28 protein-coding genes are annotated in these 25,292 nt (G+C 67.2%); 16 read left to right on the top strand and 12 right to left on the bottom strand.

Translation table 11 applies throughout. The features are described 5' to 3' along the window. Window positions 1-189 precede the first annotated feature (189 nt). Window positions 190-630 carry a hypothetical protein gene (locus tag KK097_RS13930; RefSeq protein ID WP_214545227.1) on the top strand — a complete coding sequence of 147 codons (441 nt, stop codon included), beginning with the start codon at window positions 190-192 and terminating at the stop codon, window positions 628-630. 64 nt (window positions 631-694) lie between these two features. Here KK097_RS13930 and KK097_RS13925 read toward each other — a convergent pair whose 3' ends face one another. After that, entirely contained in the window at window positions 695-913 is a 219-nt protein-coding gene (locus tag KK097_RS13925) for a DUF1653 domain-containing protein (RefSeq protein WP_307858433.1), read from the bottom strand. 112 nt (window positions 914-1,025) lie between these two features. Here KK097_RS13925 and KK097_RS13920 point away from each other — a divergent pair, with 112 nt between their 5' ends. The 7 genes from KK097_RS13920 (at window position 1,026) to KK097_RS13890 (ending at window position 6,877) form a co-directional block, all read left to right on the top strand. Then, complete coding sequence (locus KK097_RS13920; protein WP_214545226.1) at window positions 1,026-1,547, top strand: hypothetical protein; 522 nt, start codon at window positions 1,026-1,028, stop codon at window positions 1,545-1,547. A gap of 88 nt (window positions 1,548-1,635) precedes the next feature. Continuing rightward, a complete protein-coding gene (locus tag KK097_RS13915) occupies window positions 1,636-2,118 on the top strand; it encodes a thioredoxin family protein (protein WP_214545225.1) in 483 nt (160 codons plus the stop codon). Beyond that, entirely contained in the window at window positions 2,115-2,594 is a 480-nt protein-coding gene (locus KK097_RS13910; RefSeq protein WP_214545224.1) for a DUF4395 domain-containing protein, read from the top strand. The genes KK097_RS13915 and KK097_RS13910 overlap by 4 nt, the downstream gene beginning before the upstream one ends. Window positions 2,595-2,824: 230 nt before the next feature. After that, window positions 2,825-3,412, top strand: coding sequence for a hypothetical protein (locus tag KK097_RS13905; protein WP_214545223.1), 588 nt, complete (start codon window positions 2,825-2,827; stop codon window positions 3,410-3,412). Between the two features lie 91 nt (window positions 3,413-3,503). Then, on the top strand, window positions 3,504-4,391 hold the full coding sequence (locus KK097_RS13900; RefSeq protein WP_214545222.1) for a MurR/RpiR family transcriptional regulator: 888 nt from the start codon (window positions 3,504-3,506) through the stop codon (window positions 4,389-4,391). A gap of 8 nt (window positions 4,392-4,399) precedes the next feature. Continuing rightward, window positions 4,400-5,323, top strand: a complete 924-nt coding sequence (murQ, locus tag KK097_RS13895) for an N-acetylmuramic acid 6-phosphate etherase (protein WP_214545221.1) — start codon at window positions 4,400-4,402, stop codon at window positions 5,321-5,323. Between the two features lie 45 nt (window positions 5,324-5,368). Next, a complete protein-coding gene (locus KK097_RS13890) occupies window positions 5,369-6,877 on the top strand; it encodes a PTS transporter subunit EIIC (RefSeq protein ID WP_214545220.1) in 1,509 nt (502 codons plus the stop codon). A 427-nt stretch (window positions 6,878-7,304) separates the two neighbouring features. Here KK097_RS13890 and KK097_RS18830 read toward each other — a convergent pair whose 3' ends face one another. After that, a complete protein-coding gene (locus KK097_RS18830) occupies window positions 7,305-7,646 on the bottom strand; it encodes an ATP-binding cassette domain-containing protein (protein WP_367575483.1) in 342 nt (113 codons plus the stop codon). Window positions 7,647-7,791: 145 nt separating this feature from the next. Between KK097_RS18830 and KK097_RS13880 the strand changes: the two genes are divergently transcribed. Next, window positions 7,792-9,225, top strand: coding sequence for an ATP-binding protein (locus KK097_RS13880; protein ID WP_214545218.1), 1,434 nt, complete (start codon window positions 7,792-7,794; stop codon window positions 9,223-9,225). Further along, window positions 9,222-10,175 (top strand): O-methyltransferase, encoded by a 954-nt coding sequence (locus KK097_RS13875; protein WP_214545217.1) that lies wholly within the window; start codon window positions 9,222-9,224, stop codon window positions 10,173-10,175. Before KK097_RS13880 ends, KK097_RS13875 begins: the two co-directional genes overlap by 4 nt. 520 nt (window positions 10,176-10,695) lie before the next feature. Here KK097_RS13875 and KK097_RS13870 read toward each other — a convergent pair. The 3 genes from KK097_RS13870 to KK097_RS13860 are packed head-to-tail and all read right to left on the bottom strand — an operon-like array spanning window position 10,696 to window position 13,138. Next, entirely contained in the window at window positions 10,696-11,172 is a 477-nt protein-coding gene (locus KK097_RS13870; protein WP_214545216.1) for a hypothetical protein, read from the bottom strand. Beyond that, on the bottom strand, window positions 11,169-11,684 hold the full coding sequence (locus tag KK097_RS13865) for an ImmA/IrrE family metallo-endopeptidase (RefSeq protein ID WP_214545215.1): 516 nt from the start codon (window positions 11,682-11,684) through the stop codon (window positions 11,169-11,171). Before KK097_RS13865 ends, KK097_RS13870 begins: the two co-directional genes overlap by 4 nt. 23 nt (window positions 11,685-11,707) lie before the next feature. Beyond that, window positions 11,708-13,138, bottom strand: a complete 1,431-nt coding sequence (locus KK097_RS13860; protein ID WP_214545214.1) for an ATP-binding protein — start codon at window positions 13,136-13,138, stop codon at window positions 11,708-11,710. Here KK097_RS13860 and KK097_RS13855 point away from each other — a divergent pair. Further along, window positions 13,127-14,572, top strand: a complete 1,446-nt coding sequence (locus tag KK097_RS13855; RefSeq protein ID WP_214545213.1) for a DNA cytosine methyltransferase — start codon at window positions 13,127-13,129, stop codon at window positions 14,570-14,572. The two genes, KK097_RS13860 and KK097_RS13855, sit on opposite strands and share 12 nt — an antisense overlap. A gap of 22 nt (window positions 14,573-14,594) precedes the next feature. Here the strand turns inward: KK097_RS13855 and KK097_RS13850 are convergent, their stop codons facing one another. Next, window positions 14,595-16,316: a DUF2075 domain-containing protein gene (locus KK097_RS13850; RefSeq protein WP_214545212.1), complete on the bottom strand. Its 1,722-nt coding sequence runs from the start codon at window positions 16,314-16,316 to the stop codon at window positions 14,595-14,597. Beyond that, window positions 16,303-16,623, bottom strand: a complete 321-nt coding sequence (locus tag KK097_RS13845; protein ID WP_128779614.1) for a nucleotide pyrophosphohydrolase — start codon at window positions 16,621-16,623, stop codon at window positions 16,303-16,305. Before KK097_RS13845 ends, KK097_RS13850 begins: the two co-directional genes overlap by 14 nt. 541 nt (window positions 16,624-17,164) lie before the next feature. Between KK097_RS13845 and KK097_RS18740 the strand changes: the two genes are divergently transcribed. Continuing rightward, a complete protein-coding gene (locus KK097_RS18740; RefSeq protein ID WP_307858800.1) occupies window positions 17,165-17,542 on the top strand; it encodes a DUF2510 domain-containing protein in 378 nt (125 codons plus the stop codon). Between the two features lie 93 nt (window positions 17,543-17,635). After that, window positions 17,636-18,895: a hypothetical protein gene (locus KK097_RS13835; RefSeq protein WP_250896765.1), complete on the top strand. Its 1,260-nt coding sequence runs from the start codon at window positions 17,636-17,638 to the stop codon at window positions 18,893-18,895. Between the two features lie 56 nt (window positions 18,896-18,951). Here KK097_RS13835 and KK097_RS13830 read toward each other — a convergent pair whose 3' ends face one another. From KK097_RS13830 to KK097_RS13810, 5 genes are all read right to left on the bottom strand, one after another. Further along, window positions 18,952-19,359: a hypothetical protein gene (locus KK097_RS13830; RefSeq protein ID WP_214545210.1), complete on the bottom strand. Its 408-nt coding sequence runs from the start codon at window positions 19,357-19,359 to the stop codon at window positions 18,952-18,954. Between the two features lie 70 nt (window positions 19,360-19,429). Further along, a complete protein-coding gene (locus KK097_RS13825; protein ID WP_214545209.1) occupies window positions 19,430-20,410 on the bottom strand; it encodes a sporulation-delaying protein SdpB family protein in 981 nt (326 codons plus the stop codon). Beyond that, entirely contained in the window at window positions 20,407-20,976 is a 570-nt protein-coding gene (locus KK097_RS13820; RefSeq protein WP_214545208.1) for an SdpA family antimicrobial peptide system protein, read from the bottom strand. Before KK097_RS13820 ends, KK097_RS13825 begins: the two co-directional genes overlap by 4 nt. Then, window positions 20,973-21,686 (bottom strand): sporulation delaying protein family toxin, encoded by a 714-nt coding sequence (locus tag KK097_RS13815; protein WP_214545207.1) that lies wholly within the window; start codon window positions 21,684-21,686, stop codon window positions 20,973-20,975. The genes KK097_RS13820 and KK097_RS13815 overlap by 4 nt, the downstream gene beginning before the upstream one ends. Window positions 21,687-21,846: 160 nt before the next feature. After that, on the bottom strand, window positions 21,847-22,779 hold the full coding sequence (locus KK097_RS13810; protein ID WP_214545206.1) for an NADP-dependent oxidoreductase: 933 nt from the start codon (window positions 22,777-22,779) through the stop codon (window positions 21,847-21,849). A gap of 139 nt (window positions 22,780-22,918) precedes the next feature. Between KK097_RS13810 and KK097_RS13805 the strand changes: the two genes are divergently transcribed. The 3 genes from KK097_RS13805 (at window position 22,919) to KK097_RS13795 (ending at window position 25,289) form a co-directional block, all read left to right on the top strand. Continuing rightward, a complete protein-coding gene (locus KK097_RS13805) occupies window positions 22,919-23,473 on the top strand; it encodes a hypothetical protein (RefSeq protein ID WP_214545205.1) in 555 nt (184 codons plus the stop codon). 182 nt (window positions 23,474-23,655) lie between these two features. After that, window positions 23,656-24,495 carry an ABC transporter ATP-binding protein gene (locus KK097_RS13800; protein WP_250896764.1) on the top strand — a complete coding sequence of 280 codons (840 nt, stop codon included), beginning with the start codon at window positions 23,656-23,658 and terminating at the stop codon, window positions 24,493-24,495. Continuing rightward, entirely contained in the window at window positions 24,492-25,289 is a 798-nt protein-coding gene (locus KK097_RS13795; RefSeq protein WP_214545204.1) for an ABC transporter permease, read from the top strand. The genes KK097_RS13800 and KK097_RS13795 overlap by 4 nt, the downstream gene beginning before the upstream one ends. The last annotated feature ends 3 nt before the right edge of the window (window positions 25,290-25,292 follow it).

Here is a 25,292-nt window from a genome sequence, read left to right as displayed (position 1 = left end):
TCGCTCCGGACCGACACGAACGCGAGGCGTCGCGCAGCGATCGACCACGGATTCATCGCTGGGGGCGAGAGCCGATGGAGAACGGCCTTCACTGCGGGAGCGCTTGTGGATTCTGGCGATGCGAAGAGATTCTCGCTGTACGTGCGCCTCGTCCTGGCAGTCGTCGGTTCTGCGGCACTTCCTTTGACGGTGACGACCGCACTCGCAATGGCGACGCTTCTCGGCAGCGGAGCGACGTACGGACCGGTGCTCGCGGTGCTCGCGTTTCTCGTCTCGAATCTCTGCCATGAACTCGGTCATCTCCTCGCCATTGGCCTGCTGTCGGCGCAACGGTCGCACGTCCATGTCGTCGCGAGGCTCGGTTTCGCCCACGTTGTGCGCAACTCATTGCCACCTCTCCGCGAGGCCGTCGTCGCGGTGAGCGGGCCGCTCCTGGTTGCGTCATGTTGCGCCCCCGCGATGATCTTCGCGACCCACATCATCGATGCGGTCGTTCTCGCATCAATCGGGGTAGGTCACCTTGGCACCCTGCTCTTCCCGGTCGGGGACGGCGCCAATCTGCGCGACGCCGTCAGGTCTGCCCGCTCGTCAAAGGTCCCCGAGCGCCGAGAACAGTGCAGCCGACAGTGAACCCTTGCCAACCGCCGGACATGAGCGCTCTCAGCGGGCCGGCAAAACAGTCCGGCCTCCGCGATCAGTCGGCCAAGGGGACGAACCGCGGCCCGTCGTACCCGTCGCGCGTGACGTGCGCGGTGAAGTCGGCGAGCGAGCGCACCCAGTGCCCCCGTTCGCCGTACAGCGCCTGGTACACGACCACCGGCTCCTCGGTCTCGACGTCACGGGCGACCAGGACGACTTCGTAGTCGTTCCCCTTGAAATGCCGGTACCGCCCGGGTGTCACGTCGAAGCTCACGCGCACGATCGTACGGCTCGCCTCGCCTGCGATGCGACGCCGTGGATCGCCGGCGGCACGCTACTCCTGCGGTGCGGGAATCCGTTCGCTACGGTGTCTGAAAGGGGGAACGATGACCGAGAGCATCAACACGCAGGGCGCAACCGGGACGAACGAGAGCGAAACGCCACTGTTCGTCGTCCGCCGACCGAGGTTCCCAGGGATGGTCTTCCTGATCCTCGGCGGGACCTGCATCGTGATCGGGGTTCCCGGCTTCATCGTGCAGATGCTGGCCACCCCGAGCGACAGCGATCCCACGTTCGGGGTGATGGCAGCCTTGGGCGTCGCATTCCTCGTGATCGGACTGGCGCTCGCTGGCGACCGCGTCAACGTGTACGACCGGCACTACGAGGTAAAGGCCGGGTTCGGGAAGTTGCGTAGGCGCGAGGTCGACGACATCCACACTCTGTCGTACGGCAGTCAGTCGAACGGCGGCGGGCCGACGTTCATCAGCCTGACCGCCTGGAACGACCGGAAGAAGAAGCAGTTCGTGGTGTTCACGAACTACCGCGGATACGGGGCCTTCACCGAGTGGATCGCAGCGCGTCGACCCGAGCAGTGGGCTGCGTGCCAAGGGCTCGGCGTACCCGAATAGGCCGCTCCCGGCTCGTGCTCGTCGATACCGTCGCGTCACATCCGGTCACGTTCACCGGGTGCGCACCGACCGGGCGTACCGTCGCCGCATGACAGTCGGAACCGCCGTCGGTGTGGTCGTGGGGATACTCATCCTGGCGACGATCATCGGGGTGGTCCTCCGCCACGGGACAGGTCGTGCCCGCTCTGCTAGCGGCACCACCAAAACGAGCCGTTTGCGTGCCGACGACCTTGCTTCCGTAGGCGATTACGGCTCTGCCGCGACCCTCGTCCAGTTCTCGACGCCGACGTGTGCTCGTTGCCCGGCCACGCGCCGGTTGCTCGACGCCGTCGCAGACCAACACGAGGGCGTTCGCCGCCTCGAGGTGGACCTCGCCGAACACCCCGAGCTCGCCCGGCGTTTCGACGTGATGCAGACCCCCACGGTCCTGCTCCTCGACGGTTCCCGAACGGTTCGCACCCGCTTCGGAGGCCCACCCCGCCCACCCGAGCTCGCCGCAGCCCTCGACGCCGTCCTGACCGCAGGCAGCACGGACACCTCAAACACCACCGGCACCCAGGAGTCCCGATGACCACCACAACCGACACCGACCGCGGCATCGACCCGCGCTCCCCACGCTTCGGCGCCGCCATCACCACGGTGTTCCTCGCCGCGACGATCGTCCTCACGCTGATCCCCGAGACGTGGGTCGCCGGCATCGTGCTGCTCGCGGTCATCGTCGTGCTGTTCGCCGTCGGGGGCATCGCCGGCATCCGCCGACACCCCTACGGCGCACTCTTCCGACGGGTCGTCCGCCCGCGCCTCGCCCCGCCCGCCGAACTCGAGGCCCCGGAACCCCCGACCTTCGCCCAGCAGGTCGGCCTGTTCGTGACCGTGGTCGCGCTGCTCCTCGCACTGCTCGGCGTGCCGTACGCCGCCCCCATCGGTGCCGCGGTCGCCCTGGTCGCCGCGTTCCTCAACGCCGTCTTCGACGTCTGCATCGGCTGCCTGCTCTACGTGTGGCTGGTCCGGGCGGGCGTCTTCCGTCCGCGACGCGGCGTCGCCTGACGGCGTCCGGCCTGGAGGCCCGCCTCACCTCCGCCCCGCCGCCCGCGCCGCGAGTTCGGTCGCGCCCACTGCCCTGCGAACAACCAGAATCTCCTCGCGCCGCGCGATTCCAAGGTTCGAGGTGACTTTGGTTTGTGGCGGCGAAGGTGCCCCCACAGCAGGTCGTTCGCGATCGCCCTGCCGTCTGGGTCGTCGTCACCGTCGGGCGATCCGCTCGTAGGGTTGAGGGCATGGGGGAACTCGAACTGACAGCACGGCGCGCCTGGCGACGGACGACCTTCCTTGCGCTGATCGGAGCCGTCGTGGGCGCCGTCATCGGCTGGCAGCTGGCCACGACCGAGTCGGGCGCCGTCGCAGTCCTCACCGTCGTCGGCTTCGGCGCGTCCGTCGGTGGCCTGGCCGGCACCTTCTCGATCCTCGCAACGACGATCGGGATGTCGACCGCGATGCAGGCCACGACGGCTGGACTCTCCCCTGCCGGCAAGCGCATGCTGACGCAAGCGATCAAGACCGGCAGTCCGATCCAGCCGCGCGAATCCGACCTCGCCCTCCGAGCACGCGAGCACGCACGACTGCTCTGCACCTACCAGCCGCTCGCCCTCGCCCAGTTCCTGCTGCTCTACATCGGCATCGCCGGAATCCAGTTCCCGAGGCTCGCGGACGACGACGTCTTCGGCTCGGCGTTCGCCCAGTTCCTCTGCGCGGCACTGCTCATCACCGCACTGATCATGACGCCGATCCTGCTGCGAGCGGCACGTCGATCGCGGAGGTACCTGCAGGCGTCGACCGTCGTGGTATCCCCGACCCCGCAGGCCTGACCAGCACGACCGCCCGCACCACCCGCACCACGTAACACGCAATTTACTTTCAGCACTGGCGCTCGCTCACGAAAGACGCTTTCATGGCGGGATGACGATCACCGAGCGGTCCGAGCGCGCCGACGCCTTCGCCCTCGTCCGCACCCAGTCGGCGAGCATGCCGTCGAGCATGCGCGCCATCGCCGACGCCGTCCTCGACGACCCGGCGGCCGCGGCCACCACGAACGCCACCGACCTCGCCGGCCGAGCCGGGGTCTCCCCCGCCACCGTCTCCCGCTTCGCCCAGCACCTGGGGTTCGCGAACTTCGCCGCCCTGCAGCGCAGCATGACCCGTGCTGTCGAACGCGGGATCCACGAGCGTGAGTCCACCGAGATCCACGCCGGGGTCGCGGTCGACGACGACGTCGCCACCGTGATCGCGAAGGTCACCGAGGACGTCCGAGCGGTGATGGCCGACACCCGTGCCGCGCTCGACCCGCACGCACTCGACGAATCAGCACGAAAACTAGCCAATGCCCGCCGCGTCGTCCTGTACGGCGTGGGCGCAAGCGGCATCGTCGCCCGCGACCTGCACCTCAAGCTCGAACGCATCGGCATCGTGAGTTCCATCGCCGACGACCCGCACAATGCCCTGACCCTGGCGAGCGTGATCGGCGAGCACGACGTCCTGGTGCTCGTCAGCCACTCGGGCTCCACCGTCGAGACCCTCGAGGTCGCCCACGCCGCCCGAGCACAGCACGCCACGATCGTCGCGATCACCGGCCACGCCTCCGCCCCGCTCGCCGTCACCGCCGACTACGTCCTGCTCGGTGTCGCCGGTGCCGAGAGTGCCCTGCGCCCCGCGGCCATGGGCAGCCGGATGAGCCAGCTCGCCATCGTCGACACCCTGTTCATCGTCGTCGCGCAGCGCACCGACGAGCGCTCCCAGCCGCTCCTCGCCCGCAGCCGCGACGCCGTCCGCACCCACCACCGGAACTGAGCACCACCATGAACCAGACGCACGAAACCCACGACGCCCTCCGTGACGAACTCTCCGCCCTCACCACCGAGGCGACCGACCACTCGCTGGACGACATCGACACGATCTCCACGCTGGAAGCCGCCCAGCGCATGAACGCCGGAGACCGCAGCGTGCCTGCGGCACTGGAGCCGTGCCTCCCGGCCATCGCACTGGCGGCAGACTCGATCGCCGCAGCCTTTGCGCGTGGTGGCCGACTCGTCTACGTCGGCGCCGGCACGCCGGGCCGGCTCGGCGTCCTCGACGCCAGCGAGTGCCCGCCCACCTTCGGTACCGACCCGAGCCAGGTGGTCGGCGTGATCGCCGGCGGCAACCCAGCCCTGACCACCGCGGTGGAGGGCGCGGAGGACGACGAAGCAGCCGCCGTCCGCGACCTCGACGCGCTCGGCCTGACGGCCGACGACGTGGTCGTCGGGATCAGCGCGTCCGGCAGGACGCCCTACGTCATCGCAGCCATCCTGGAGGCCCGGCGCCGCTCCGCCCTGTCGGTCTCCGTCGCGTGCAACCCCGACTCGGCCGCGGGGCGGGAGGCGGACATAGCCATCGACGTCGTCGTTGGGCCCGAGTTCATCGCCGGGTCGACCCGCCTGAAGGCGGGCACCGCGCAGAAGCTCGTGCTGAACATGCTCACCACGCTCGCGATGGTGCGCAGCCACAAGACGTACGGCAACCGCATGGTCGACGTGCGGGCGACGAACGCGAAGCTCGTCGCGCGGGCGTTCTCGCTCGTGCAGGACGTGACCGGCGCTCCCCCCGCCGAGGTCCAGGCGGCACTCGATGCCTCGGACGGCGAGGTCAAGACCGCCATTGCCGTGATCTTGACCGGCGCCTCGGCTGCCGACGTGCGTGCTCGCCTCGATGCTGCTGCTGGCTCGTTGCGCGCCGTGCTGTAGAGCTCGTTCCCCTTTTCCGTTTCCTTTCCCCCGAGGAGCACAGCAATGCCCGATGCACAGCAACTCGCCCAGCAGATCCTCGACGCCGTCGGCGGTTCCGCGAACATCGCCGACGTCGAGAACTGCATGACCCGCCTGCGGGTCGAGGTCGTGTCCGACTCCTCCGTCGCGCTCGAGGACCTCAAGGCCACCGACGGCGTCATGGCCGCCATCGCGGCCGGCTCGAACCTGCAGATCGTGCTCGGCCCGGGTCTCGTCGACCGCGTGGCCGACGACCTGGAGGCCCTGCGCGCGGCCGCCCCGTCGGCTGCGGCTGGTGGGCCTGGTGCGTCGCCTGAGGAGCTCGCTGCTCGCGGTGCGTCGATCAAGGCGACTGCGCGGGCTCGTTCCGACGGCCGCACCATGCGCGCGATCCGGAAGATCTCCGCGATCTTCATCCCGCTCATCCCCGCACTGATCGCCTGTGGGCTGATCGCCGGGATCAACGGCATCCTGACGAACCTGGGGTGGGTGCCCGGCGTGACGCCGTTCCTCGGTGTGCTGTCGTCCGGCTTCCTCTCGCTACTCGCCGTGTTCGTCGGGATGAACGCCGCGAAGGAGTTCGGCGGCACGCCCATCCTCGGCGGCGCGGTCGGCGGCATCATCGTCGCGGCCGGCGTCGCGAACGTGACCGTGTTCGGCGAGACCCTGGCGCCTGGGCAGGGCGGTGTGCTCGGTGCGCTGGCCGGCGGCATCCTCGCCGCGTACGTCGAGCGGTTCATGCGCCGGGTCACGCCAGACGTCATCGCGCTCATCGTGGTGCCGACCGTGACCGTGCTGGTCGCCGGGTCGGTGACGCTGGGGATCCTGATGTCCGTCGCCGGTGTCGTCTCGGTCGCGATCGGGACCGCTGCGACCTGGCTGCTCGCGAACGGTGGGGCCTTCGCCGGCTTCGTGCTCGGGGGCCTGTTCCTGCCGCTCGTCATGACCGGCATGCACCAGGGACTCATCCCGATCCACACCACCCTGATCGACCAGACCGGGTGGACCGTGCTGCTGCCCGTCCTGGCGATGGGAGGTGCCGGACAGATCGGTGCCTGCATCGCGCTGTGGGTTCGGTTCCGATCGAACGCTTCGCTGGTGCGGACCATCCGTGGTGCGCTGCCGACCGGCTTCCTCGGTGTCGGCGAGCCCCTGATCTACGGCGTGACGCTCCCCCTCGGGCGGCCGTTCATCACCGCGTGCATCGGTGGGGCGTTCGGTGGCGGTGTCGTCGGGCTGTTCGACCAGCTCGGGCACTCCGTCGGGGCGATCGCCATCGGGGCCTCGGACCTGTCACTCATCCCGCTGCTGAACGGCTCATCCGGGTACGGGTGGGCACTGCTCGGATACGGGTCGGGGCTCATCGTGGCGTACGTCGTGGGGTTCGTGGCGACGCTGCTGTTCGGGGTGTCGGCGTCGGTGCGGGCGGATCTGGAGGCGCAGTCGTCAGTGCCGTCCGGCGACCCCGTAGCTCCGGATGCGCCGCTCGATGTGCAGGTCACGCCGGCTGACTCCGTGGGAGCTGCGCGCTGATGGGGTTGGGCGCGAGCGCGTACCTGGCGCACGTTCCGCTCACGTCGTGCTGCGTCTAGATGGGCGTTCGAGGCGATCCGGTGCCGGCTGGCCGGAAGCGTGACCCGCGCGGTGATGATGGCGACGGCGATCGGCAGGAAGATCGCTTCGGCGGCTCCAATCAGGCTCACGAGCACGCATCGTCCTCCCCCTGTTCTCTGGAGCGCTCGACGCGGACCTGCCCCGCGGACTCCGACCGACGGTCGATTCCACCGCCGCAGTCCTCCGGCGTCGCTCGATGCCGGAGTAGAGGAGCGCAAGCTCCACGCTCTCCACGGCCTGACGCTTCTCGAGCAGATGGAAGTTCTGGAATATGAAGCTGATCGACAGGTTTCGGGAGCGCGCTCGGTCCGCCTCCGTCAAGGAGACTGCGTCGGCTCCGTCGATCTCATAAGAGCCGGAATCGGGTGAGCAGGCCGATGATGTTCAGAAGCGTCGACTTGCCACTGCCTGACTCTCCGTTGATCGTGATGAACGCGCCGTGAGGCACGTCCAGGTTCACCCTGGTCAGCACCGAATCGTTGCCTTGCGCAATTTCGGTGGCCCCATCGGACCCCTTGCGGGGAAGTTCAACCGCCGAGACAGACGGCACGGCGCCAGGACGAGCCGACGGAGTTCCGCCTGACCGGCTGCCTGACCGGCTGCGGCCACCTCGTATCCGCCCGCCGGTCCACGCCGGATGGGGCGGGCCGCTGACGAGCCTCGATCCGGCATCCGCGGGATCCCGCATCGAATACGTCGCACCGTCTTCGACATGACGTCGTCCGACCTGCCGAGGTTGCAGCGAAGCCCACCGCGGCCGATCACCCCTTGGAACGCAGGCCGCCACGAACTAGTGTCAGTTCGATGACTACTTCTCGAGTGCTGGGGGAACGATGAGCGACGACGTCGTGGGTTCCAAGTCCGTGTTCGCCGGCCCAGCGAAGCGGATGTTCATCGACGTTCTCACACGGGACGTTAGCTTGATTCCCGCGATCCTCGACTTGGTCGACAACTCCGTCGACAGCGCGAATGCGCTACTTCGTGCCGCCGCCGACTCGACCGACGCGCCCGACGGCCTGAAGCTCCGGATCGACATCTCGGCCTACCCCGACAGGTTCGAGGTGCGAGACAACTGCGAGGGGATCACTCTCGAGGCAGCGGAGGGCTACGTCTTCGCGCTCGGCCGCCCGGAGGAGGGCTCCGCGTCGCAGCAGACGGGATCCATCGGCCGATTCGGTGTCGGCATGAAGCGAACGCTGTTCAAGATCGCCGACTCGTTCACCGTGCGCTCTGCCACTGCGGACACACTCTTCAAGGTCGACTTGGACATCGAGGACTGGATGTCGAAGCGAACAGAGGAGGGCCACGACGACTGGTACATCCAACTGGACGTGCTCCGTCGTGGCGACGACGAGCCGCGTGGCACCACCGTCCAGGTCAACGAGCTGCAGACCTGGGTAACCGACGCGTTCAGTGACGCGAAGATGATCAACCGGCTCCGGGAAGAGCTTCGCTCCCGCCACCGCATGGCCATCGAGCGGGGTATAGAGATGCGTCTGAACGGCACCCCGCTCAAACCACTGCCCTCCCAGGTCAGCGCGGGCGGCGAAATCGCTCCCGGCTATCGACGGTTCGCCGTGGACAGCGTCGATGGGGGCGCCATCTCGGTCGAGATCTTCGCCGGCATGGTGAAGGCCGTCACACACCGTGGAACCGACGAGGAGCCCGAAGACGGCGAGGAAGCCGAGCGGGCGGCGGGCTGGTATGTATTCGGTAACGGACGGCTGATCGTAGGACCCGACAGGTCCGACCTCACGGGATGGGCCGGGGGTCGGGACCTCCCCCGTTATCACAACCAGTATTCTCGTTTCCGAGGCTACGTGCTCATGACGGCCGACGACGTTCGGGCTCTCCCGTGGACCACTGACAAGACGGGCATCGAACCGAACGATCGGGCTTGGATCAAGATTCGTCGTGAGATGGTGAACCTGGGTCGTCAGGTCGTCTCGCACCTCAACGCCATCAAACGGGAGACAGGCGCTCCGGACGAGGTGACTGATCGTCCGCTGTCCGCTGCTTTGGACGATCCGAGGACGAAGACCGTCACGATCAGCGACCTGCAGGGCTCGCTCACGTCGGACCAGCCGGCGGCCGCGCCTCCGGAGAACCCCGCTGCTCGCCATCGGGGCGGCGTACGAATCGCGTACGCCGTGGACGAGGACGAGTTCTCGGAGGTCGCGGCCGGCCTGGACGCCGACACGAAGAAGGCGGTCGGCGAGAGGACGTTCTCCTATTACCTCAACAACGTCGTCAGGGGCGTGAGGTGAACGGCGCCACCCTCGACTACCGCCACCGTCCGGCGAAGAACATCGAGCGCCACATCATCGTGGACGCCTGCCGAGCGCTTTTGGACGCGCTCGGTGTCGCCCCTCGGGACATGCAGTACGTCGGCATGGGGGCCTACGAGTTCATCGACTTCCAGCTCTTCCACCGCGCGCTCGGCATCGACCGCATGGTGTCGATCGAGCGGAAGGACGTCACCCGGCACGTCTTCAACAAGCCGTTCGCGACCGTCGAGATCGTCCATGGCCAGGCGGGCGACCTCATCCGAGGCGGCAGAATTGACATCGCTCGTCCCACGATCCTCTGGCTCGACTACGTCGAGAGGCTCAATTCGAAGTTGATCGCCGACGTGCAGGACGCGGTCAATGGCATCGCCGCGCCGAGCGTGCTGATCGTGACCGTGAGCGCGAGGAACGATGACAAAGTTGACGGCTCCGCTGAGCGCTTCATCAATCAGGTAGGCACCGACTGGACCTCCATCGACGAGACCGACGACGGTGCGGCTCGCGGCGGTCGTCTTGTCGAAAGCCAACGACTGGCCCTCACCGCGGCGATCGCCGATGCCCTCGGCGAGCGGCTCGGCGACCAGCTCACATGGCACCAGGTGCTGAACATCTCCTACGCCGACGGCGTGCCCATGCAAACCCTCGCCGGCGTGCTCCTCGGTTCGGAGCACGATGGCACGGACGTCGCCGATATGTTCAAGGGACGTGACTACTTCAGCCCCGCAGAGAGTCCGCTCGACCTTCGCGTGCCTGTGGTCACGAGCCGCGAACGCGACTTCCTGGACAGTCAGTTGCCAAAGCACGACGGGCCGGTGAGCACGGGCGCGACCGGTCTCCGCACGGTCGACGTTGAGGCGTATCGGCGCGTCTATCGTTGGATGCATCTCGCAGGACTGCAAAGCGCTCACGAGACCACGTGGACCGAGTGAAGCACCGGCCGTCGCTCGTCTCAGGAGGCTGCGTCTGCTCCAGTCCGATGCCCACCTCGGATGGCGAGCACGGGGACGGCGACGGCGGATTGCCCTCGGCATCCGCGTAGCCCGCGTACGGTCGGTCGTGCGGTAATCGCCGCGACGCTGACTCGAGCTACGCAGGTTCGTCGGAAGGCTGTCGAGTCGACTTTCGCAGCCATCGGCATGATCGCTCCCGCATCAGCGCCGCCAGCCGCATACTCGTTCGCCGCCGCCAGATGCTCGACTCACGATCGCCGCGCGAAGCGACGATTGCCTCAGAGGATCGGTAAGACGGCGCAGACTGAGGCCGAAGGCGGGCTCCGTGGCTCGGTCGCCGCTCATCCGCATCAGTTGACAGCTCCGCGGGCAGGGCGTGGCCGCACGCCGAGGGCGCCACGACTCGCCGGCGGCGAAGGTCGGAGGTCCGCGAAAGGCCGCGGGGAGCGGGCTGCCAGCGGCGAGCTGCCTTCGTGTGCGCCGTCGACCATCGCCGCAGTCAGGATCGTTTGCGCTTCACCGCAGGGCGCCTCGTGCGATCCGGGAACAGGTTCCGGGCGACGATGGCCACGATGCCGATGACTTCGACCACTGTCGATGACAACCACGCCACGAGGACCGTGTCGGATGGCGCCTGACCGACGACGATCAGGCGCACGAAGTACACGTCCGCGACTGAGAGCTGCACGCTCACCGCGATCACGGCGAAGAATGCGAGGAAGCGCTTCAGTCGAACGTCGAGATCGCGTGCCCGCAGCTTGACGGTCGCCTTGGCGAGTTCGACGTCGACCGAGGGCAGGTTCACGTTCTGCTTGCGCTGGGAGCGGCCCAGCCAGCCGTCCATCGACGCGATCCGCTCCTTGTCGGTGGCTGCTTCCGCAGTCCTGAACGCGCGTTCGACCTCGTCCGATGGCGAGCTTCCTCGGCCCTCGCGCAACTCGTCCACGCGGAAGCTCGCGCCCTGCTCGCCGCTCAAGAGAGCCTCAACGTGGCGAGCCGAACCTGCATCGCTTCCTCGGAGACGCCGAACGTCCGAGCGATCTTCGGAACGCTTGTGCCCTTGGCCCAAAGGGTTCGGACGGCGACGGCGGGCATCAGCAGCTCGGCAGCGAAGCCGTTCGCCCAGACTTCCTCCGGGTCGGTCCCCGCGCTGGCGAGCGTGTCACGGGAGTCGACGTATCCGATGCGCTCGTCGACGTCGGGGCCGCGCTTGGTCAGATGTCCGATCTCGTGCGCGCACGTGAAGCGCTGTCTTCGCTCGTGGTCCCTGCGGTTGAGGAATATGCGAGCGGAGTTCTCCTTCGGGTCCTTGACGAGCAGCCCCGACACGTCGCGCTCCAGGTTCGCGCGAACCACCTCGACCCCGATGGACTCCGCGATCCTAACGGGGTCGACGGGGAACGTGACGCGTCCGTCGGCGTCCGTCCAATGCTCTGCGAGCACGTCCAGGGCTGCTTCGCGCGGGTCGCGTCGGGGGCGTGAGGTCATGGGCCGTGTCTCTCCTGTCGGCGTCACGCGTTGACGTGGGCTGCGTAGTAGGCGTCGAACGATTGACGGCCGATCTGTGCCGCGTTCTCGGTCCCGAGGGCCGCAGCCACGTCTTCGAAGGCGCTTGCGTCGACCTGGTACTGGATCTTCTTCAGCTTGGCCACGGTCTCCGGGTTGGGGGCGGGGAACTTGGCGGCCAAGGCGATCCCGCCGCGAAGCTCGGTGATCGTCATCGAGAAGGTCGCCTCGTACTCGTGGGCCGCTTCGGACGCGTCCTGAGAGCCCGCGGCGTCCAGCGCATCGAGGATTGGCGTCTCACGACCGCTGCCAGACAGAGCTAGTTGCCGTTCGATCTTGGCGTAGTTGAGCAGATCGATGACCTCGCGACCCGCCTCGATCATCTCGTCGCGCACCCGCCGCCACGCGACGCTGTCGGGGTCGACGCCGGTCTTCATCGTGTTCCACGGGACGACGTTCGACTTCGCGGCCCGCATGAACACGAACCCTCGGAAGCGAGCGAACTGGTTGTGGTACTGAGGCATTCCGGATCGGCCGCTCCCCCACCCGGTCACGAGCGTCTGGTCGTTCGCGAGCAGGAGCCGACCGTTTCCGAACACGAGCCACCCGGCGTCGGAGGCGGCGTGCACCTGCGTCTCGGGCTCGCCGTCTTCGTCGACGCCGATGACGACGCGAGGCGCGACGCCGGCGACGATCTGAACGGACAGGTCGCCGGAGGGAGTGTCGATGACGAACGACCGGTAGGCGGGATTCACCAGATCGCTCGAAGCGATCGTCGAGTCCGCCGACACGACAGGGCGCCCATTGAGGGTGATGGCGAGCCCGTTTCCGACCGCCAGGCGGTGGCGAGACCGCAGTTCCTCGAACAACTCGGACACAACGGAGCCCGAGTCCGTCATGTCTACGTCCTGAAACGAGTCGGAGATCGACTTGTGGAGCCGGTTGACGATCACGGTCGTCCCCGTTCCCGACGCAGCCGGCTCGGAATGGACGATCATCGGGAACGTCCAGCGACGGTCATCCACCCACTTGGCGACGTTGAGGTCGACGGTGAAGCTCTCGGAAGCGGTCGAGGACGACACGATGAACGAGTCCCCGATCTTGAACAGCGCACGTTTGAGCCCGACGCCGAATTGGCCGATCGACCCTGCTGTCGAGCTCTCGTTCATCGAACGACCGAGCCTGAAGACGTAGTTCTTCGCGCTCGCGACGCTGATCCCTCCGCAATTGTCCTCGATCGAGAACGATCCGGGGGTGACTTGCACGTCGACCGCGAGGCCCGTCAGGTCGCCTTCCGGTCGGAGCGCGAGCGCGCTGTCCACCGAGTTGTCCACCAGGTCGACGATGGCTGCCACGAGGCCGATGTCGCGCGTGATGATGTCGATCAGCAACCGCTTCACGGGACTCGCGTCGACGGTTTCGATGTGGTCGGCCAACGGTTTCCCCCTAGTGCGTTAGAAAGGCGGCCTCCGCCGCCCGCGCGCCCATTTGTCGGCGATCGCGCGGTGTGCGATCGTTACTATATGGCAGCCCCCGATAACGCACCCGCCCTCCGTCCCGTGGCGATTGACCTGTTCGCCGGCGCAGGGGGGCTCAGTCTCGGGTTCGAGATGGCGGGCTTCGACGTGGTGAGCGCCGTCGAGTACGACCCGGTGCACGCAGCCACGCACTTGTACAACTTCCCGCTCACGGACGTCCTCTGTCGGGACGTGAGCCGCATCACGGGTGCTGATCTGCTGGAGTCCGCGCGGAGAGGTTGGGATAGGCACAACCCCGACGCGGACGACTGGGACGGCGCGGTCGACGTCATCATCGGCGGACCGTCCTGCCAGGGCTTCTCGGCGATGGGCAAGCGCGACGCGAACGACGAGCGGAACAAGCTCGTGGGTGAGTTCGTTCGTCTGGTCGAGGAGGTCCGCCCTCGCGCGTTCGTCATGGAGAACGTCCCCGGCATGCTCTCCGCCCAGTACGCGGAAATCCTCTCCAGCGCCCTCGACCGACTGCGTGCGGCTGGCTATGCCATCGCCGACCACGAGACTCCATTGGACGCTTCGAAGTACGGGGTCCCGCAGCGCCGAAAGCGCGTTGTCCTCCTCGGCGTGCTCGGCGCGGCGGAGCGTCCGACCCTGCCCGTTGCGACGCACGAGCGCCCGGTGACCGTAGCGGACGCCTTCGCCGGACTGCCTGCACTCGGTGGTCGCGGCGCAGCGGACGGCGAACTCTTCGAGCTGAGCGCGGCCCAATCCGACGTGTACTCGTCCACGACCAACGAGTATCTCTCAACGCTGACACGCGGCGACCACGGGTACTTGGCACACCCGCGTCCCACCAACGGCCGCGTCCTCACGGGGTACCGCGCCACCGAACACAAGCCCGAGTCGATCGCGCGGTTCCTCCGGGTCGGCGAGGGAAAGGTCGAACCGATCAGTCGAGCTTGGCGGCTCGACACGACCGCCCCCTCACGGACCCTCCGGGCGGGAACGGGCCGCGAGCGTGGCGCCTTCAGTGCGTCCCGCCCCCTGCACCCGACGGAGCCTCGAGTGATCACCGTCCGGGAGGCCGCGAGGCTCCACTCGTTCCCGGACTGGTTCCGCTTTCACACCACGAACTGGCACGGGCACCGTCAGATCGGGAACGCGGTCCCGCCGTTGCTCGCCCGCGCGGTCGGATCAGCTGTGATGTCGGCCTTGCGCATTGACCCACTCGCGGTACGCCGCGAAGCCGTTCCCGCGGGCGACGACAGCCTGCTCGCGCTGAGCCCTACGGATGCGGCGAAGCGGCTCGACGCGATCTCGGACGAAGTGCCGGTGGCTCGGCGACGTCCGAGCGGCGCCGAGCCTGATCCCGGCGACCTCGTCACGTCTGCCTGAGGGGCCGCTACTCGGGGTCGGCTCAGCGCGCCTGGATGATCGCGCGCAAGTGCTCCCGCAGCGCCGGGTCAACAACGTACAGGTAGGTGCCGAGTACCCCGCGCGTCATCAGGACCGAGTACACGTTCGTCACGAAGCGGAGGACGTCCTCATCCGAGTACTCGATCCCGAGCCGCGGGTTGTTCTCCATACCCTTCTTGTCGAAGTAGTTCGATCGGTTGAAGACAACACGCTGCGTCTCTTGGTCGAACCGCAGGTCCGGCCCGATGACGACGCCCGCATAGTTGAGGTCGTACCCCTGCACGGTGTGGATCGATCCGACCTGCTCGACCGCCCCCGGTGAGGTGATCCAGTCGGTCTGGGTCTGGTTCCACTGCAGCTTGCGACCGTCGATTTCGATGTCGATCGCGGCGGAGTCGTTCTTGCTTCTCCATTCCCAGGCGTACCCGGCAACGAGACGGGAGAGCCCGACTTGAGCGTCGCGGGCTCGGATTGCGTCGTGCATCTCGCCGAGGTCGTCGAAGAACCGCACATCGTAGGTGCCGAAGTCCTCACGCTCGCGCGGTTTGTCGCCCAGGAGCGCTCGTGCGAAGGACACGTAGTCCGCGCCACCCTGCACGCGCATCTGCGTGAAGAGCCGGTAGCGGCGATCCGCGGCTTCACTCTCATCGATGAGCGCCTTCTGCGTCGCTTGCGGAAGGTCGGAGGGACGCACGCTCTGATGCGAATCGATCAGGAAGATCTGGTGCCGGCTCTGCTTCCGGATCCAGTCCATTTGTGTCAGGTGATCGGCGTCGGCGCCGAACAACTTCTCGTTGATCTCCCCGAAACTCTTGTTCTGCACGCCGGACGCTTGGTTCGCGCGGTGGTTGAGGCGATGAGATTCATCGACGACGAGCAGATCCCAGGGCTCATCGCTCTTCCCCACCTCGAACGGAGTCAGCACCATCGTCTTGTCAAGACCGGGGGTCTTCGCGAACACGCGCTTGAGGGACGCCCGCAACGCCTGCTGCGGAACAACGAGCCCGAGCCGCGAACCATCGAGAAGACGGTGGTTGTCCTCGGTGAAGAAGTCGGAGAAGAGCGCGTCGCTCTCGAGATCGTCGAGCCCCTTGCCCTGGGCGAGGTCTCGGAGGAGCTTGAGCAGGTAGACAGCGACGATCGTCTTGCCGGTGCCGGGGTCCCCTTGCACGGTGCTCGGAGTCGCTGCATCGTCTTCCCAGTCGTCGAACAGGCCCTCGAGGATGTCCTCCAACGCGATCGCCTGGTCACGGTTCAAGGCCTTGAAGGGTGAGAGCTTGAAGAGCTCACGGTTCTCGATCTCGGGCAGACTGCGAGTAAATACCTGCTGCTCGCGGAGTGCATCGAATATCTGTTTGAAGGTGTCGCGGTACCTTGGCCGATCGAAGTAATCGGCATCGACGATTCCCTTGTTGCTGTTCAGCACCGTGAACTTCTCGTCCGCCGCAAGCAAGGCGATGAGCTGCGACTCGAGGTCGAGGCATACTGACTTGTTGAACGTGTCGTCGAGCACGAGCCGAACCGCCTTCAACGTCTTGCGCTCGGCTGACTCGAGGTGCTGCCGCATCCGCGCGGCGGTGTTCAGGGTCTCGCCTACGTACGCCCGCTTCCCATCGTCGAGGATGTAGACCACTGGCCAGTTGATGAAGCGACGATCATCCGCTTGCCATGACCGCAGGTGCTTTCGGGTGAACGGGAGCCGCTTGATGTCAAAGCTGGTCATACTTCGTGCTCCGCCCTCGCGATCGTTCCACCGGGTACTTGGCCTTCGTGATCGCGAGCTTTTCGCGGATCAGGGTCTCCGGCGACGTGCCGAGGCGGTCCGCGAGGAGGAAGCAGTACGTGAGTACGTCAGCAAGCTCGCTCCGCACGCGCGACTCGTCGGCCTCGGCTTTCCACTGGAAGCACTCGAGCAGCTCCGCCGCCTCGATCGAGATGCTCTTCGATAGGTTCTCCTGACTGTGGAACTGACCCCAGTCGCGTTCGTCGACGAAAGCCCGTAGCTCGTCGTGCAGCCCCTCATCCGCCATGCTTCGACGCTAGCAGCGCGGCTCACGACAACGAGACGAGCGCACGGTCGGTCGGTCGGTCGGTCAAACGCTCTCGCTACGCAGACCCTGTTGAACGAACGACGATAACTGTTGAGCTACTGCCGCCATCGAACCCGCGCGACCGAGCGTCGACGTCCCGAACCAGAAGGCGTTGCGGCCCCAAGATTCGGGGCGGGAGGGGACGAAGGTCGACTCCGTCTCGCTCATGGAGACTTGCGCCGATGCTGCTTCCCAACGTCCTTTCGGGGGGGGCTGGTTCTGACTGATCTGCGAGGAAACGGAGGCCCGCCAGGAGTCGTTCGTCCTGCCGTCGTTGGTCTGTCACGAAGTGCTCCTGATCCGCGGACCTTCGGGAGGGGTCCTCACGTTCGAGCAACTAGGGCGATCAGAGTTCCTTGAACACCGGGCGGCGAGCGTCCTTCGCCGCAAAGACGTGCGCCATCCCGCAACACCCCCGAAGGGGCACTGGTCGCAGGTTAGCGGTCCTCGTACGCTTCCCGAGGAACGAGAGGGGTGCCTGATGGCGAATCGGGTCGAGACAGGCTGCCGTGACTGCAAGAAGTGCACGAACAGCGCTGCAGCGAACTTGGGCAGGAACAGCGTTCGCGCGAGCACCGCCGTGATGACCGTCGGGATCTCGGAGCTCGCGATGGGCTTCACGAAGACCTGCCGAGGGTGCGGGCACAAGATGTCGCTTCACCTCGGTGCGCAGGCGACGACGCCCCAGCCGACCGTCACCGTTCAGCAGCCGAGGCCAGTGCCGGCTCCGTCGCAGGGCCCGCCGCCCGGGTGGTACGCGGACGCGCAGGGCGCGAACCGCTGGTGGGATGGCCTCCAGTGGACCGAGCATGTGCAGCACTCGACGCCGCCCGCACCCCCGGCAGCCTCGTCGTTCTGACCGGCGTCTCGAGCGTTCGCTCGAATTGTCTAGAAACCGCGGCAAGAGTCAATTGAACGAGCTTCGCCGATCACCCGGCGAACGATGAGGAGCATGATGACTGACGAAATCGAGGTCGTCCGCGACGACGAAGGAGTCGCGATCATCGGCGACCCGAGTGCGGTGGAGCGTTTCTTGTCATCGAACGGGCTCGCTTCTCGCGATCTCACCCTTCCTCGGTGGAGCGAAGTCTCGAGTAGTGGATCAATGGCAGCCCAGGCTGGCGCCGGACTGGCAGCGTCGGGGCGATGGGTGAAGCTCACGAAAGACTCCGCCAAGGCGCTGAAGGACTTTCCCGCGATGAAGGGCTCCAATCCCTCCGTGAGCCGCGCGGTGGTGACGGACGGCGGGAAGATCAAGGGCATCCTGCAGTTCGTCAAGACGCCGGGCTCGGTCCTCACGAACCCCGCCATCCTGACCGGCGCTGCGGGCGTGATGGCACAGCTTGCGATGCAGCAGGCCATGGACGAGATCACGGACTACCTGGCCAAGATCGACGCGAAGCTCGACGATGTCCTCCGTGCTCAGAAGGACCAGGTCTTCTCCGACATGATCGGCGTCGATTTGCTCCTGAGCGAGGCGCTGACGATCCGCGAGCAGGTCGGGGGCGTCAACGACGTCACCTGGTCGAAGATCCAGGGGGCGAGCCAGACGATCTTGACGGTGCAGTCGTACGCGCTCAGAGCGCTGGACGCACTCGCGGTCAAGCTCGAGAAGACCACGAAGGTCGGCGATCTCGCTGAGCTCACCTCTGCCGCTGAGTCGGCCGCGAGCGAATGGCTGGCTGTGCTCGCACGGTGCTTCCAACTGCATGACGGTCTCGCGGTGTTGGAGCTCGACCGGGTCCTTCGGACATCGCCCAACGAACTGGACAGTCACCGCGCCGGTGTGCAGGTCGCTCGTTCGCAGCGACGCGATGCCATCGCCGCCACGACGAAGCGTCTCATCGACCGGATGGACGCGGCGGCCGGGATGAGTAACGTGAAGGTGCTGCTCAATCCGATCGATTCGCGACGGGTCGTCGAGGGTACGAACCGCGTCGCAGCCGGACTCGTCGATTTCCACGGCACACTTGGCATCGAGCACGACCGTTCGACGCTGCACTCGAAGAAGTGGCGCGACGCTGTCGACGACGTCGCGACGGATGCCCGCGATCGTGCCCTCGACGTGAGCGCCGACTCGGTTGACGTCGCAAAACGGCTCGGCGGGGATGCCATCGGGCACGCTGCAAATGCGGCGGGCGCGCTGTCGAACCGCTTGGCGGGGCTGCAGAACCGTATGCGTCGGAAGGCGGAGGAGCCCGCCGATGACTGACGCAGGCCGGTGGCGCTCCATGTTCAACGTCGGCCCAACCGTCCCGCTCAGCGCGATCAGCACCCGCCGTGCAGCGCTCGCTTCGCTCGCTCCGCCGTCCCGGGGTCCTTGAACGCGACCAAGAACGTCCGCTGATCCCGCATCTTCAGCCGCAAGGCGGTCTCCCCGCCGACCGAGTACAGGCGCCCCTTCGAGCTTCGGGCCGAGCCCTTGATGCCCCAGCCTCCGTAGTCGCCGTAGGTGTCGATATGCACTATCGCGACATCTGCGATCTGACGTCGAGGCAGCCGCGTCCTCCAGAACGGCGCCAACCCGACGGTGACCTGCTCTGGTGAGAATTCGATGAACGCAGCCGCCCGCGCAGCGACCACCATCGCCCAGACAAGCCCGCCGAAGACCAGAACGAGAACGACAAGAGACGGGCCATCGAAGCCCTTCGCCGCAGCCCCGGCGACTCCGATCACCGCAATGGGGACCAGGATGAAGAGTGCCCCGAGCGCCGCTCCGCGATCCGCTGGGCTTCGGAAGGACCCGTCAGGCGCTGACATGGTTCACCTGCCGTTCGTTTCGTGAGCCCATGTGAAGGGCACGAGCGACGCTCTCGGATTCGTGGGGGCGGAGGAGCAACAGCAGGTCTGCCGCGATCATGATGATCGAGAAGCTCCACAGGCCCATCAGCACAGCGATCGCCAGGTGGAACGCGACAGCGAGGGCCAGGAGCAGATGCCGAGGCCTGCGCGGCATGAAGACAGCGCCGACCAGAGCGAGCTGCAGCGCGAGCGTGCCGTAGGTCGCGATGACGGTGAGTGGTAACCACTGGAGCGCGTTCCGGACAAGGTGCCCGACGGCTCCGGCCGGGGCGAAGACCGGGTTCTGCATCCAGTACCAGAGCGCCGTCCCGTCCGACCACTCCAGGACGGAGAACTTCGCCACGCTGGCCTGGAAGTACACGCCCATCATCTGGAGAGTCCAGAGCCCGAGGGTGGTGTACCCGATCACGGCTACCCACGAAGAACGGCTTACATACCGCCTGTCAGGTGTCCAGTGCCAGCGACGGCGGTCGAGCAGTACGAGCGGAACGAGGATGAGTGTCAGGTTCGCGGCGAGGTGTTCGCCGCCGTCGACGGCTGTACTCGAGCTCATGAGGCTCCACGTCACCCACCAGTGTGGAAGGGCAGTGATCGCCGGCAACAGTCCGGTGACGACGATGGCGAGTACGGAAACCGCGACCCACTTCGTCAGTTCGAGATGCCCGCTGGAGGACCCGATGCAGAACAAGGACATCCACGACATGCTGTTCCCGCAGTTCGCACCGGTCGGGAACGTCGAGCTCCGAAAGAAGAGCTGATCGGTCGGGGTGAACACGAGCGTGAGCAAGGCGGCTGCTGCGATCGCTGATCGCACGAGCCCGAGTACCGGCGTGAACGGGCTGACGGCCGACACGTACGGCGCGAAGGGCCCTCGCCCGCCCTCTCCGGCACCGTCGTGACGTTGCAGTGTGGCGGCAGAGGTCATTGCTGATCCTCCAGAGCATCGCATCGGACAGTCGCGCGGATGGCCTTCGTCGAGGAGTCGTACTGCAGGCCAGCGAAGTCGATCGGCACCGGATCCACGGCGAGCAAGAGGACCTCCCCGCAGAGCCGGAGGTCGTAGCCTTCGGCCGTCCACTCCTGAACACCGCGCTCTGACGCAGCACGCTGGGCGCACTCCGCGATCGAGTTTCCTGTGCAGTCCGACCAGAGTTCATCGATGTCGCGAGACCCGGTGACCTGGGACACGTCGTACTCGTCGAGTCGCGACGACCGGTTGAACCCGAACGCGTTCCGCAGGGTCGCGTTCGGACCCCGATTCACGGTCTTCCACTCTCCATCCGCGGTGCGGACGCGGGCTTGCGTGATCGGAGAGCGCGGGTCACGGGTGAAGAAGCCCCATCCTTGCGGCGTGATCTCGCTGACAGCACGCAGACCGTCAGCAACGAATCCCGACGCGTGGGTACTGATCGGGAGTGATGCGAAGGCGACCGTGGCCACGGCAAGAGCTGCCACCGTGACCACGGTCGTCTCGGCGAGCTTCAGACTCACGCGGGCAGCCTCTGACCGACGCGGGTTGCGTTGGCCAGGAACTTCTCCTGCTTCACCCGGTCATTCCCGGTTGCTTGGCCGCTGCGCCCGCAACCGGTCCAGGCTCCGCACCACGCATACACGGACACGAGGACAGCAGCGGCCGCTGTGATGACCGCAGCATTGTGAACGGCAGCTGCTGCGTAGACGGCGAAGGCAACTGCTGCGACACAGGCGGCGACTGCTCCACACATCGGTACGGCCGGCGTCGAGCTGTACTCCTCCTTGGCTGCGTTCAACTCTTCCTCGGTGTACGTCTCGCTGATGTAGGAGTTGAAGGCTCCCCCGAGCTGTTCGAAGCCCTTCGCAACGGAGTTCACCGATCCCGACCGAATGTTGGCCACAGCGCGCTCGACCGCATCGGGGTTCGATGCGACGAGTCCTTCACGGGATTCACGCGCGTAGGCCGTGACTCGCTCCAAGTCATCGCCGGAGAAGACTGGTTCGATGCTCGTGCCGAGCTGCTTCGCAACGGGGCCGACACCGAACAGCGCCCCGTCGACGAGCAGCAGATCCTGTTCTGAGAGGCCCGATGTGCTGCTCGCAGCTACCACCGGTTCGACGGCCGTCGCCGCGGCTGGCGAACCGACGAGCGATGCCGCGAGCAGCAGGATGGCAGTCACGAATCCGAGCACGGCAACCCGCGGACGGTGGAGCTTCTGGATGTTCAAGTTTGTCCCTCCCGACACAGCCACTGTGCTGTGCACGAGAGCAACCTACTGATATTTGATACCTCATGCAACGGCGTTCGAGAGAGTTGCCGCCGAACGGCGGAAGGCGCGGCACCACCCGGCACCGCGCCTCCCGTCCGCCCGTCACACCGACGTCAACTCACCACGTCAGCACGAACCGCCCCCGCGTCCCCCCAGCCTCCAACCGCTCATGCGCCTCCACAGCCCGCGCAGCCGGCAGCACCTCGGCCACCCGCGGCGTCAACGTCCCACTCTCCACCGCGTGCCGCAGCTGCTCGAGCTTGTCGAACGACCGGTACTCCGAGAACACCATGATCTGCACGAACTCGATCCCCCGAGCCCCGTTGCCCTGCCACCCCCGCACGTCGAAGAAGACTCCCCCGTCGCGAACGGCGTCCACCACCTCGTCGCGCTGCACGGCCGCATCGGCGAGCGCATCGGCCCCGTCCGGCACGAGTTCACGGACAGCGGAGGCGAAGGAAGCGCCTCGCGGCACCACGTGGTCCGGCCCGAGCGACCGGACCAGTGCTTCGTCCGCCGGAGCAGCATCCGCGATCACGGTCAGCCCGGCGGCCTTCGCCAGCTGCACCACGTAGTTCCCGAGCAGCCCGGCAGCCCCGGTCACGGCGAGCGTCTGCCCCGGCGCGAGCGAGGCGTGCGACAGGATCTGCAACGCCGTCAGCCCGTTCATGGGCACCGTGGAGGCGAGCGGAAGAGACGTCCCGCGCGGGATCCGCGTGAACGACCCCACCGGCGCGACGAGCTCCTGCACGGAGGCGCCACCGTGGGCACTGAGCGGCAGCGCCATCGCCATGACCTCGTCGCCGACCTGCCAGCCGGTGACGTCGGGCCCGACCTCGTCGATGACGCCGGCGGCGTCCATCCCCGGCACGTACGGCGGCGAGACCTGCGAGCTGTCCCGCTGTCCGGCACGCACCCCCGTGTCGGTCGGGTTCACGGCGAACGCCTGCACCCGGATCCGCACGGATCCCGCACCGGCGTGCGGCTCCGGCACCTCGTGGACGGCGAGGGCCTCGGGCCCTCCGAACTGTTCGACTCCGACGACCTGCATCCTCCCGGTCTACGCGCACGTTGCTTGACGCAACCTGACGCGACCACCCCACGGCCTGGAGGCCCGGCACCACCCCGCCCCGCGCCTCCCGCCCGTCAGGGGGTGCGGTCCACGGCACGTGGTGCGCCATGCTGGCACCGTGCGTTTCGACGAACTCCTCACGCGGTCCGACGGTCCCGCGATCGCCGAGGAGCTCGCCGCCCTCCGCCGACCCGCCCGGTACGTCCTCGAGGGCATCCACCAGGAGTCCCGGCAGAAGTTCTGGCAGTTCCGCGTCGACATCGACGAGGCCGCGCAGACCTGGACCCTGGTCCGCCAGCGCGCCAAGCCGGTCTCCTACCGCGAGGGCGTGCTGCACGAGCCCGACGACGGTCCGCACGAGGTGCCGTTCGCCCGGAGCATGGCTTCGTCTTCCGTCGTCCGGATGGCCGTGCCGGAGCTGATGGTGCGATGGGGGCGAGGCTCCGAGAGCTTCCACCCGATCCTGATCCAGCACATCGGCGAGCACTCGATCCTGCTGACGTTCGAGCACCACGAGGACCCGGCGTTCCGCACGACGCTGGTGATCGACGAGCGCGACGGCATCGCGCGCCGTTCGTACGAGCACGGCGAGGCCACGATCATCACGAGCGTGCGGACCGCCGAACCGGACGAGGTCCTGCCCCGCGCCCGCTTCGTGCAACCGACGGACTGAATCCGCCCGCAGTACTGAAGTCGTGACGGTTCTGGTTCACGAACCCCGACGATCGCGAACCAGAACCGTCACCGGCCGGAAACCGAACCACCTCCCCCGCCGGCACCATCCCCCGATCGGACGATGCCGAGACCACCGCCCCGGCCGATCCCTCACGGCCACCGGACGGCGAAGCTGGACCCATGCCCGAGTCCCCCGCCATCGAGGTCCAGCACCTCGGCAAGCAGTACGCCACCGGCAAACGCGCCGTGGACGACGTCTCCTTCACGATCGAACGCGGCGAGACCTTCGCGCTCCTCGGCCCCAACGGTGCCGGCAAGTCCACGACGGTCGAGATCCTCGAGGGGTACCGCTCCCGCACCGCCGGCGAGGTCCGCGTCCTCGGTCACGACCCGGCACGGACGAGCCGCAGCCACAACGCACGCGTCGGCATCGTCCTGCAGACCAGCGCGGAGTCCCCGAACGTCACCGTCGCCGAGCAGCTGAACCACTTCGCGACGCTCTACCCGAAGCACCGCAGTACCGAGGAGCTCCTCGGCGCAGTCGGGCTCGAGACGCAGCGCAACACCCGCATCAGCCGCCTGTCCGGTGGCCAGCGCCGCCGCGTCGACGTCGCCCTCGGCATCATCGGCCGCCCCGAGGTCCTGTTCCTCGACGAACCGACCACGGGCTTCGACCCCGAGGCCCGCCGCCAGTTCTGGGACCTCCTGCGCCAGGTGCAGCACGAGGGCACGACGATCCTGCTCACCACGCACTACCTCGACGAAGCCGCCCAGCTCGCCGACCGTGCCGCGGTCATCGCCGACGGGAAGCTCCTCGACCTCGCACCCATCGACGAGATCGGCGGTGCCGAGGCCCGCACGCCCCGGGTCCGCTGGCGTGACGACGACGGCGGACACCACGACGAGCGCACGATCGACCCGACGGCGCTCATCCGGAGCAGCACCACACCCATGCACGACCTCGAAGTCATCCGTCCGTCCCTCGAGGACGTCTACCTCGACATGGTGGGACACAAATGAAGACAGCGACCAGCCACATCTCGTACGAGATCCGCACCTACTTCCGCGCTCCCGACGCGGTCTTCTTCACGTTCCTGTTCCCGATCATCATGCTGGCGCTGTTCTCGGCGGCGTTCTCCGGCGCCGCCGACATCCAGGCCGGTCCCGACGTCAGCGTCGACTACGCCACCTACTACCTGCCCGGCCTCGTCGCGACGGGCATCCTGCTCTCCGGCACGCAGTCCCTCGGCGTCGACATCGCCACCGAGCGCAGCGACGGCACGTTGAAGCGCCTCGGCGGCACACCGCTGCCCGTCCTGTCGTACTTCGTCGGCAAGATCGGCATGGTCCTCGTCACCACGCTCGTGCAGACGGCCCTGCTGCTGGCGATCGCGAGCCTGGTGTTCGGCGTCGACCTGCCGACCGACGCGAGCAACTGGGGTGTCTTCGCCGGGGTGATGGTCCTCGGCATCGCCACCAGTTGCGTCTTGGGCATCGCGGTCTCGGCGCTCCCCCGCGAGGGCCGCCGCGCCACCGCCACCATCGTCCCGATCGTGCTGGTGCTGCAGTTCATCTCCGGCGTCTACCTGCCCTTCACGCAGCTCCCCACCTGGTTGCAGGACGTCGCCTCCGTCTTCCCCCTGCGCTGGATGGCGTCCGGCATGCGGTCCGTCTTCCTGCCCGGTGCGTTCGAGTCGGGTGAGCCGGGAGGCGCGTGGCACCTCGGCCTCGGAGCCCTCGTCTTGGCAGCGTGGCTGGTCCTGGGCACGGTGGCCTGCCTGCTGACGTTCCGGTGGAACCGCAAGGACGCCTGATGG

The sequence above is a fragment of the Curtobacterium flaccumfaciens genome, assembly GCF_018598405.1.
Classification (GTDB): Bacteria; Actinomycetota; Actinomycetes; order Actinomycetales; family Microbacteriaceae; genus Curtobacterium; species Curtobacterium aurantiacum.
Note: the sequence above shows the minus strand (reverse complement) of the source record. Positions and strands in the feature narration are given on the sequence as shown.

Excerpts from the sequence above, each read along its gene's own strand:
- KK097_RS18740 (WP_307858800.1), top strand. The coding sequence starts at position 17,165 with ATGGCGAATCGGGTCGAGACAGGCTGCCGTGACTGCAAGAAGTGCACG.
- KK097_RS13850 (WP_214545212.1), bottom strand. The coding sequence starts at position 16,316 with ATGACCAGCTTTGACATCAAGCGGCTCCCGTTCACCCGAAAGCACCTG.
- murQ (WP_214545221.1), top strand. The coding sequence starts at position 4,400 with ATGAACCAGACGCACGAAACCCACGACGCCCTCCGTGACGAACTCTCC.
- KK097_RS13920 (WP_214545226.1), top strand. The coding sequence starts at position 1,026 with ATGACCGAGAGCATCAACACGCAGGGCGCAACCGGGACGAACGAGAGC.
- KK097_RS18830 (WP_367575483.1), bottom strand. The coding sequence starts at position 7,646 with ATGCGGGATCCCGCGGATGCCGGATCGAGGCTCGTCAGCGGCCCGCCC.
- KK097_RS13800 (WP_250896764.1), top strand. The coding sequence starts at position 23,656 with ATGCCCGAGTCCCCCGCCATCGAGGTCCAGCACCTCGGCAAGCAGTAC.
- KK097_RS13910 (WP_214545224.1), top strand. The coding sequence starts at position 2,115 with ATGACCACCACAACCGACACCGACCGCGGCATCGACCCGCGCTCCCCA.
- KK097_RS13795 (WP_214545204.1), top strand. The coding sequence starts at position 24,492 with ATGAAGACAGCGACCAGCCACATCTCGTACGAGATCCGCACCTACTTC.
- KK097_RS13865 (WP_214545215.1), bottom strand. The coding sequence starts at position 11,684 with ATGACCTCACGCCCCCGACGCGACCCGCGCGAAGCAGCCCTGGACGTG.
- KK097_RS13825 (WP_214545209.1), bottom strand. The coding sequence starts at position 20,410 with ATGACCTCTGCCGCCACACTGCAACGTCACGACGGTGCCGGAGAGGGC.
- KK097_RS13835 (WP_250896765.1), top strand. The coding sequence starts at position 17,636 with ATGATGACTGACGAAATCGAGGTCGTCCGCGACGACGAAGGAGTCGCG.
- KK097_RS13900 (WP_214545222.1), top strand. The coding sequence starts at position 3,504 with ATGACGATCACCGAGCGGTCCGAGCGCGCCGACGCCTTCGCCCTCGTC.
- KK097_RS13880 (WP_214545218.1), top strand. The coding sequence starts at position 7,792 with ATGAGCGACGACGTCGTGGGTTCCAAGTCCGTGTTCGCCGGCCCAGCG.
- KK097_RS13890 (WP_214545220.1), top strand. The coding sequence starts at position 5,369 with ATGCCCGATGCACAGCAACTCGCCCAGCAGATCCTCGACGCCGTCGGC.
- KK097_RS13905 (WP_214545223.1), top strand. The coding sequence starts at position 2,825 with ATGGGGGAACTCGAACTGACAGCACGGCGCGCCTGGCGACGGACGACC.
- KK097_RS13915 (WP_214545225.1), top strand. The coding sequence starts at position 1,636 with ATGACAGTCGGAACCGCCGTCGGTGTGGTCGTGGGGATACTCATCCTG.
- KK097_RS13845 (WP_128779614.1), bottom strand. The coding sequence starts at position 16,623 with ATGGCGGATGAGGGGCTGCACGACGAGCTACGGGCTTTCGTCGACGAA.
- KK097_RS13810 (WP_214545206.1), bottom strand. The coding sequence starts at position 22,779 with ATGCAGGTCGTCGGAGTCGAACAGTTCGGAGGGCCCGAGGCCCTCGCC.